The organism is Aquiflexum sp., assembly GCF_041749095.1.
Taxonomy (GTDB): Bacteria; Bacteroidota; Bacteroidia; order Cytophagales; family Cyclobacteriaceae; genus Aquiflexum.
This window is the reverse complement of the sequence record NZ_JBGTCA010000435.1, coordinates 1-9,038: the sequence shown is the minus strand read 5'-3', so window position 1 is coordinate 9,038 and position 9,038 is coordinate 1. Positions and strand designations below refer to the sequence as shown.

At 39.1% G+C, this 9,038-nt stretch carries 10 protein-coding genes; all 10 read right to left on the bottom strand.

From position 1 onward, the window contains the following. Positions 1 to 50: 50 nt before the first annotated feature. The gene (locus ACEW8O_RS20160; protein ID WP_373496429.1) at positions 51 to 1,295 is read right to left on the bottom strand and encodes an NAD(P)/FAD-dependent oxidoreductase; all 1,245 of its coding nucleotides are present in this window, start codon (positions 1,293 to 1,295) and stop codon (positions 51 to 53) included. A 99-nt stretch (positions 1,296 to 1,394) separates the two neighbouring features. After that, complete coding sequence (locus ACEW8O_RS20155) at positions 1,395 to 2,432, bottom strand: hypothetical protein (RefSeq protein WP_373496428.1); 1,038 nt, start codon at positions 2,430 to 2,432, stop codon at positions 1,395 to 1,397. Positions 2,433 to 2,622: 190 nt separating this feature from the next. Further along, on the bottom strand, positions 2,623 to 3,651 hold the full coding sequence (locus tag ACEW8O_RS20150; protein WP_373496427.1) for a hypothetical protein: 1,029 nt from the start codon (positions 3,649 to 3,651) through the stop codon (positions 2,623 to 2,625). A gap of 111 nt (positions 3,652 to 3,762) precedes the next feature. Continuing rightward, positions 3,763 to 4,323 (bottom strand): helix-turn-helix domain-containing protein, encoded by a 561-nt coding sequence (locus tag ACEW8O_RS20145; protein ID WP_373496426.1) that lies wholly within the window; start codon positions 4,321 to 4,323, stop codon positions 3,763 to 3,765. A 367-nt stretch (positions 4,324 to 4,690) separates the two neighbouring features. Further along, positions 4,691 to 5,461, bottom strand: a complete 771-nt coding sequence (locus ACEW8O_RS20140; protein ID WP_373496425.1) for a lysostaphin resistance A-like protein — start codon at positions 5,459 to 5,461, stop codon at positions 4,691 to 4,693. 235 nt (positions 5,462 to 5,696) lie between these two features. Next, complete coding sequence (locus tag ACEW8O_RS20135; protein ID WP_373496424.1) at positions 5,697 to 6,089, bottom strand: DUF1398 domain-containing protein; 393 nt, start codon at positions 6,087 to 6,089, stop codon at positions 5,697 to 5,699. Between the two features lie 47 nt (positions 6,090 to 6,136). Further along, positions 6,137 to 6,526 (bottom strand): PIN domain nuclease, encoded by a 390-nt coding sequence (locus tag ACEW8O_RS20130; RefSeq protein WP_373496423.1) that lies wholly within the window; start codon positions 6,524 to 6,526, stop codon positions 6,137 to 6,139. Further along, a complete protein-coding gene (locus tag ACEW8O_RS20125; protein WP_373496422.1) occupies positions 6,523 to 6,717 on the bottom strand; it encodes a type II toxin-antitoxin system VapB family antitoxin in 195 nt (64 codons plus the stop codon). The genes ACEW8O_RS20130 and ACEW8O_RS20125 overlap by 4 nt, the downstream gene beginning before the upstream one ends. A gap of 289 nt (positions 6,718 to 7,006) precedes the next feature. Then, positions 7,007 to 8,005, bottom strand: coding sequence for a 4-hydroxyproline epimerase (locus tag ACEW8O_RS20120; protein WP_373496421.1), 999 nt, complete (start codon positions 8,003 to 8,005; stop codon positions 7,007 to 7,009). Between the two features lie 255 nt (positions 8,006 to 8,260). Next, positions 8,261 to 9,038 (bottom strand): aldehyde dehydrogenase family protein (locus tag ACEW8O_RS20115; protein ID WP_373496420.1); only part of this gene is annotated, 778 nt, incomplete at its 5' end.

The following is a 9,038-nucleotide window of genomic DNA, read 5'->3' as shown; positions in this document are numbered from 1 at the left end:
AGTCATTGTAGATTATTGTAACGGCCATTACAGTAATTTCTGTTACAATATCAATACCTCCCAACCTCAAAAGCACTTATATCCATTTGGCTGCTTAATCCTTCGTGAAGTTCCGCTAAGATTTTTCCTGTTCCTGGGGCAAGGCTGATCCCCATCATGGCATGTCCTGAACCCACAAGTACATTTTTCCATTTTGGTGCCTGACCTATGTAGGGAAGTCCATCCGGTGAACAAGGCCTCAAACCTTTCCAGATTTCATCTTTTTCCGGGAATTTACTTTGAAAATCCGGGTAGAACCGATTGATGGATTCGAAGATTCCTTTTACCCGGTTAATATTGATGGATTCGTCAGTGCCGGCAATTTCCATAGTTCCACCAAAACGGACTTGTTTGCCGTAAGGACTTACCGCGACTTTCATTTCAGTCAATATGGAGGCCTGTTTGATTTCAGGATTGTTATCCTGCACAAAACTGTAACCTTTTCCTCCCATCATGGGCATGGAAAACTCAAGCATCCCCGCCAATTCTGAAGACCACGCTCCCGCACAAAGGATAAATTTAGCCCCCTGGATTTTTCCTTCTGTGGTAAGCACGGCCCTTACACTTTCAGTATTTTTCTCAAAACCAATAACGGTTACTTTGTTTTTAAAAATGACACCTTTTTTATCCAGATAATTTTTCAAAAAGCTGTACAAAGCTGAAGGGGACAAATGCGCATCTCCCGGAAATAATACTGCTCCTTTGGCTTTCACTTTTACATTGGGTTCAAGATGTCGAATGTCCCCGATTCCCAAAATTTCCGCCTCCAAACCATGTTTCTTTGCCAAATTTGCAAATTCAATTTCCTCTTTTTCCATCTCAGCAGTCTGATAAATCATCATAAGGCCTTTTTCGACCAATCCCAAATCGGAATCCTGATGCTCATTTCTAAATTCCTGATAGAGTGTCTTGCTCAACAAGCTGAGGTTTTTGAGAAACGGGATGCTTTTTTCTACATGTCTGGAATTGGCAGCCCTATAAAAAAGCCAGGACCATTCTAGCAGTTTGCGGTCAAGACAAGGATGGATATAAAAGGGACTCTTGGAGGAGAACATCCAGGAAATCCCCTTGCTGATCATTCCAGGAGCTGCCAAAGGGACAATATGACTTGGCACAATCATGCCGGCATTCCCTGTGGAGCAATTGACTTCCATGTCTCCTTTGTCTATGATGACGACTTCTACCCCGGATTTTTGGAGAAAATAAGCTGTGAACAAACCGACGATTCCGCCGCCAATGATGATAGTTGGTTTCATTTTTTAAGGGTAGCGTATTTGGTTTGCAAGGCGCGATCGCTATAATTTGTTGAAAATTCAGCTAATTTCTTGGGTGATAATTTCTTGGGAATATTTAATTCAGTAATTGTTGGGAAGGCATTGGGAAAGTATCTGGGTTTTGAAGAGTTTGTCGTTTTTGATAATCTCAAAAAAACCGTTCAGAAAATTCCGGGCCATTTTAAAATCACCGGCGCTCATGTAATTCTCATATTGGGCCATGGTGTCTTTTATCTCAGGTTCCAATTGTATATATTGATTTCTTACATATTCCACAAGTTCCGGATCCCGGCAAAGACCCCTATACAATCTTTCCTGAACTGTTTTGATCGGTAAATAATCATAGGGTATTGCGTAAGGGGCACTGACAAAACCTGCCATATCAAAATCGTAGGGTAGCGGGATATGATTTTTGTTTTTGTCAGCCATTACCTTCACATTGTGCTGTCCGGTATTGGACCAATCTGTATTGCCGATCATATAAGCAAAAAAATCCTGCCTGACTGCACTTGTATCATTGATGTAATTTGGTCTGATCACTTTGGCGTCTGAAATTTTGTATTGAAAACGCTTGGCCACCTTGTCATCATCTTCAATGATAAAGGCCACAAGATTATGGGTTTTACTTTTTCTGTCTCTGACATCGGTCAGCGTAAGGTTGACAAGCCTGGTCTGAAAATGATAAGGAGTAACTGATTCATAAAATTTATAGCACAGATACTCCTTGGCGATCATGTCATTGAAAGAGTTGGAAAGTTGACAAGGGAGAACGAGTTTTAGATTTTTGTCTCCCGCAAATAGGGTGTTCTTTGAGACTGACTTTTTGATTTTGATTTTTATGGGAGGGAAATGGCAGATTTTTCTTCTTGAATGTCCCCTGGCACGCAGTTCTACTTGTAATGAATCCCATTGCCCATTTTCATTTTTATATTTCAAAACCGTGGAAAAGAAAACCGTATCCGATTTGGAGTTTCTCAATTCGTTCAATGAAGTTACCAATTCGAGATCAAGAGGTTCCTTTTCGGTGAAAAGTGTACTGCCCTGAAACCCATAAGCATGACCCCCTAATAATATCAGGAGGATAACATAAATTATCCCATTTGTGAGACTGGATTTCATCAGTGCGAGTGGAGAAAAAGAGGTTAATATTTAGATTTATAAAAGAAGAAACTGTCTCCTTTTTTCAAATGGCTAAATTAGACATTCTTTGGCAATCCAAATTAATATTCCATTGACGGATACTAATAATGTGATGTATCAAGAAAACAGTTCTGTTTGTTTTATCTTACGGAAAGTGGAATATGCATCGTCAACGACATTTGGATAAAACCTGATCTTTAAAGAGCCTGTCATTTTTAAGGATCATAAAGAATTCTCCCAGATACTTCTTGAAATCAGGAATTTCCTTTGGATTGAGTCCAATATCCAGTTTATCCACTATTCCCATGATTTCAGGTTCCAGTGCAATGTATTCCGCCCTGACCTGTTCCAATATTTCCGGGGAATAGCAGACCCCTCTGTAAAGCCTTTCTCTTACACTGCTGATGGGCAAAAGCTCACTGGTGGTGGCATAGTTGGCATTGACCAGACCGCTCATATCAAAGTCATAGGCCAGCGGAATGTATTCTTTAGTTTCAAGCTGCATGACTTTGATGTTGTGCTGAACCATGCTTGACCAGTCGGTATTGGCAATCATAAAGGCAAAAAAATCCTGTCGCGTCGCAGCAAGTGGCTGCATTCTTTGTGGTAGGATTTGGCTGCCTTTTGCTATTTTGCCACCATGTCTTTTTGCCACTACATCATCATCTTCGATCCAGAATGATTTGACTTCGTAAGACTTATGGTTCTTGCCACTCTCATCCACGAGGGTCAAATTTGCCAATCGGGTTTCGAAAACATAGGGTGTTACCGGCTCGAACAATTTGTAGCACAGATATTCTTTCAACACCAGGTCATTGTGGGCGCTAACCGCTTGGCATGGTACCACCAGTTTCAGGTTTTTGTTACCTTCAAAAATGGTTCCTTCGGCATCTTTCTTTTTAATTTTGATTCTGATGGGTGGGAAAAAACATTTGGTTCTCCTGAAATTTCCCCTAGCCCTCATGTCAATCTTAAGTGAATCCCAGGAGCCTGCAGGATTGACATAATGTATATAGGAAGGAAAATATACCGTATCATCCTTTTCTTTTTTCATCTCTTTGATAGAGAAATTCAGACGGATCTGCATGGGATCCTTATCCGAAAATAGGGGCGAAACATCATTCTTTTGGGCCAGGCCAATTCCCGAAAACAGGAAAATAAAAAGAACGGTTAGGGTTAGTTTATTTAAAAGTTTCATCATTAGGTGGTTTTTCTTTTCAATATCGATATTTGAAAATAAATAACCAAGAACCTAAAAATGAAAGTGTTGTGATTACCTTCTCTTAATCTGAATTATAAGTACAACACCCTATAGATCCTGAATCGCAATTCTTCTTTTTTCCTTCAGTTTTTTGAAGTGAGAGGGAGATAGCCCGGTGATTTTTTTAAACTGATTGGAAAGATGGGCCGCGCTGCTGTAATGTAGTTTGTATGCTATTTCTGACAAATTGTACTCCTCCAGAATGATCATCTCTTTGACACGTTCGATTTTCACTGAAATCAGGTATTGCGCAATTGTGGTGGCTTCCACCTCAGAGAAAAAATTAGACAAATAGGTATAGCTAAGGTCCAGTTCTTCACTCAAAAGCGTCGAGAAATTTACATTTGGTTTATCATCTGAATGATGAACATAATCAATGATCACTTTTCTGATTTTTTCTATGAGGACGCCCTGTTTTTTTTCGAGAAGCTCCAGGCCGACTTTTCTGATCTTTTTATTGAGTTCAAGTTTTAGCTCATCAGAGACATCAGCTTTTGTTTCAATTTCTCCCATGCCTACTTTTACACAAACAATTTCAAGTTCATCCAATGCTTCTTTAACAATAGCTACGCAGCTTTGGCAAGCCATATTTTTAACATAGATTTTCATAATAAGTTTATAGGTTTATAATTTGCTTGAACTGATGGGAGGCTTATTGGAAGTCATTGTACGAATAGCATGCCAAATATTATATTGACCCATTCTTGAATTCCGGGATCTGCATGTTTTCTTTTTGCGCAGGATGATTTCCGCAAATGAGGTTTGCTTTTTTTTAGCACAAAAAGGTCTGTTTTCCAATTGAAATTTCGGCTGGAAAATTCGGACAATCCAAAACAAAAAACTTACAGATAATAGATGATAACTTACAGATTTTACCGGTTTATGAAGTCAAAAATAAAATTGGAAAACTCTGCTGAAATCTGCTGAAATTGATAAATCAGGCCTCGATGATGCCAAAAAGCAAAAAATCTTTTTCTTATAGTAAATAAAAGATACAATATATCATTCCCAAATTGAATGCAGCATGACAGAGTATCGCTCCTAAAATCGAATTAGACTTTTTTCTGAACCAAAAAAATAACAAGCTCAGCAAAAACATGCCTGAAACCCAGATAATTGTCGAAAGAACAAAGAAATCCCATTTGCCATCAATGAAAACCAATCCGTAATGGGATACATGAGTCAGCGCAAAAGCCAAGCCATCCACCACAGATGCCCGCTTTTCCCCAATGGACTTAGCAAAACTTGAATGGACAATACCCCTAAAAAACAACTCCTCACCGACCGGGCTGAAAGTCATTCCCACCAAAGCCATGGCCACAAACATAATGCGTTTATCATTTGAATTGATCCCGAAAGGAATTTGATAGGATTTACCGATATAGGCATACCAGTTTTGGTAGGTATTACCATAAAGAGCCTGTCCAACATAATAAAGTAGGAGACTTGCAATAAGCCCCGTTGCAAAGGCCCAAAGCAGCCACCTGAAGTTTTTAGGTTTTTTTATCCCGATTACCTTTTGCCCATATCTTCCCAAAAACACAAATGGAACAATGGCTGAAATAAGCATAAGAATGCCTATTGCACTGTAATTTCCAGAAGCATTTGCATTCAACACCAATAAGAACCGTGGGATACAGACTATAAGGATAAGGGCCAACCCAAATTTCCAATCGAATTTGATTAACCTATTCCAATAAGGTCTCAATTCAAAATCATTGGCGGTTTGGGGAAAGGTCTGATTCATTTAGGTTGGGTTCTGAAATTTGCTGTTGTAGAGAAATGCCACAAAATATCCCAATATCTTACCAAATCTAAAAAATTCCAATTTTGGTCAACATGGTTTTACTTTGCGCATCGGAGGATTGTAAAAAAAGCAGTAGCGATATTAATATTGCCATAATTTTATCCCCTTTTAATTTTATTCCTAATCCCTTTGTTTTTAGGAATTAAATATCAAACCAATTATCACCTAATAATCTCTAAACTTCCGGTACACTTTCCACCACCATGTCATCACCTGACCTGTCATAATAAGTGCAGGTCATTTGTTTGAAGTCCACGATCCATTTTTTCACACCTGCTTCTGCCGATTGTTTGCAAAATGTCAGGTAATCAGTTCGTCCTTGTTGATGGATGCCCAAAGCCTGTTTTAATTTTTCTATGGAACCGGTTTCTGCAATTTCCATTTCAGGCCATTTTGGAGTTGCTGAAATTTGGAAATTCTCTTCACCATGGTACTGGATTTGCCCGTCAGCAACGAAATGTTCATAGGATATAACGCCCAATGTTTTTAATTCCTTGATGTATCCAGGAAAGTCGGCCCCGCTTTTCACTTTTGAGTGTGCTGCTTTTGTTTGTTCTATGGTAAACATATTAGTTTTTTTTAAATATTGGGTTGGTCAATCTCAAAATAAATTATTCATATTGCCATTAGTCCCAAAAACTCTTCCATAGGCAAAAAATCCCTATCTGAATGAAGAAGTTTAATATTATTGGATATGCAGAATGTTGTTATGACCATATCTATTGTTTTTCTGATAGTTATTCCTTTACTTCTCATAAACCTATAGTTCTCGGCTGATAGTATTGCGATTTCTTTGGTACATAATTGATAGTAAGGGAGTTGTTCAAGTGAATCCTTTGCCAATTTGAACTGGGCATCAGATCTGAAACCTTGCAATACTTCAACAATAATCAGGTCTCCTGTGGCAATAGGTTTTTTGCCCAATAAGTCATATAATTTCTCAACATGAAGTCCTTCTTTCCCATTAAAAAAATCTATCCAAACCGAAGAGTCAACCAATATCATTGGTCCAATCTCATTTTTTCCAAATTACCTTCCCATTGTAATTTGCCTCTGAGTTCACGAATTCCTTTTTGTTGATTCAACTGAATAATCAGTTTCAATCCTTCTTCGACTGTTGCTTTTTTTGTTTTGAGACCTGAAATCTTCATTGCCTCTGAAATCAGCTTTTCGTCAATATCAATATTTGTTCTCATGATGTGTATGCTTTTATCAAATATACACATAAATAAATTTTTCGAACTTATCTTAGTAAGATTTAAAAAATTTTTGTTTCACAAAAAATTTCTACAAATCCCTTGATTCCAACAGGCCTAATATTCTTGCAACCAAAATCTTCCCAAAGCTATTATTCAGACTACCCACTATTTTTCTCTTGATACTTGTGGCAAGCTTTCGATCTTGTTTCTTTCACCTTAGTTCTAGGTTCTAATTCTTCGGCCTCAAACTAACGTCTCACGTCTCACGTCTCACATCTCACATCTCCTATATCACCTGAAACCCATGCACATAAGGATCTTCATCATCCAAAAATATGGTGTTATACCCAGTAATTACTGCCCATCCTTCTATGCTTGGAATTATAGCAGGAATTTCCCCGACATGGGTTTCTTCTTCCACTAGCCCTGTAAATTTGGAACCGATAAAACTCTCATGAATAAATGGCTCCCCTTTTTTGAGCAGGCCCTTTGCATGCCATTGTGCCATTCTAGCTGAAGTGCCGGTTCCACAAGGGGATCGATCGATTGCTTTGTCACCGTAAAAAACCGCATTCCTTGCTGTACTGGTGGGGTCTAAAGTTTTGCCTGTCCACAGCACATGGGATAAGCCCCGGATTTGAGAATACTCCGGATGAACAAATTCAAATTTCTCATTCATCTTTTGCCTCAGGTTTCTGGCCATGGAGATCAACTGCTCGGCTTTGTAATGTTCCAAGCCCGGAAAATTCTTCTGTGGATCGACAATGCAGTAGAAATTACCTCCATAAGCCACATCAACTGTCAGTTTATGCAATTCCTCGGTTTCTATTTCCAGTCCTTCGGCTGCTAAAAAGCTTTTTACATTAGTGAGTTTGACGGATTTTACTTTTTCGCCTACCTGCCTGTACTCCACCAAGACCAAACCTGCCGGTGCTTCCATTCTCAGAAAACCTGGTGTTTTGGGTTTGATCAAACCTTCCTCAATGGCAATGGTAATAGTACCGATGGTGCCATGTCCGCACATGGGGAGACAACCACTTGTTTCTATAAAAAGCACTGCAAAATCATTTTCAGGATCATGTGGAGGAAAAAGCATGGATCCCGACATCATATCATGTCCCCTGGGCTCAAACATCAATCCCTTCCTGATCCAATCCAGATTGTCAAGAAAGTACTGCCGTTTCTCCAGCATATTTTTTCCTTCCAAAAAAGGAACCCCACCGGATACAAGTCTCACCGGATTGCCACATGTATGGGCATCAATACATTGAAAGGTGGTTTTCATATTAAAATGATATAAAATGGAAATAAGGTTGTAATAGAGTAGAAATAAATTGAAATAATTTAGGAAAGTTACCCTTATTTTCATTTTAAGCCGAAGGCATAACTTGTCCGCCTCAGGAGGATTTCTACTATATTTCACGAAAATGTCTGGCAGGCAGAGTATATTTCTCCAAAGGTATATTTCAATTTATTTCGCGAAGCATATTTCTACTATATTTCTCAAAGTATATCTCCAATGGCATATTTCAATAAAAACTTATTTCTTAAATTCCCCATCCACTGTCCTCCATATCCCCAAAGGATTATCTTCCCTCAATGCATCCGGCAACAATATATCGGGCATATCTTGGAAAGCAATTGGGCGGGCAAAACGTTTGATGGCATACACACCCACAGAGGTGCTTCTTGGATCAGAGGTAGAAGGGAATGGACCTCCGTGCTGCATGGCAAAACCGACTTCCACTCCGGTTGGAACACCTTTGTAGAGCATTCTTCCACATTTTTCTTCCAAGAGGTTGATCAGAAAAAGTTTGTTGTTCAGTTCTTCTTCCTCTGCCCAGATTGTGATGGTCAATTGTCCATGGAGTTTTTTAGCGATTTCCAGCAGTTCATCTTCATTTTCATACACTACCATCAATGCAAAGGAACCAAATACTTCTTCCTGGAATTTAGCATCTTTCAACCAGTCCTTAGCTTTGATCTTGGCCAGAGTCGGATGGGCTTTGATCAGGTCTTTCGCTTCAGATACCTTGACCCACTCCAATTCTTCCCTTCCCTGAAGGTATTGAATAGCTGAGTAATAGGCCTTTGCGATACCCTCGTGCAGCATAGGGGCTGCTGCGATATCTTCCAACTCATTTTTTACTGCTTCAGAAAATTCTTTTTGCAATGCTTTTGGTATAAAAATCAATCCCGGATTGGTACAGAACTGACCTGCACCCAAAGTAAGGGATCCTACAAATGATTTGGCAAATCCTGAAACATCCTTTGCGAGTTTCTTTTCAAAAGTAAATATAGGATTTACAGAACCCATC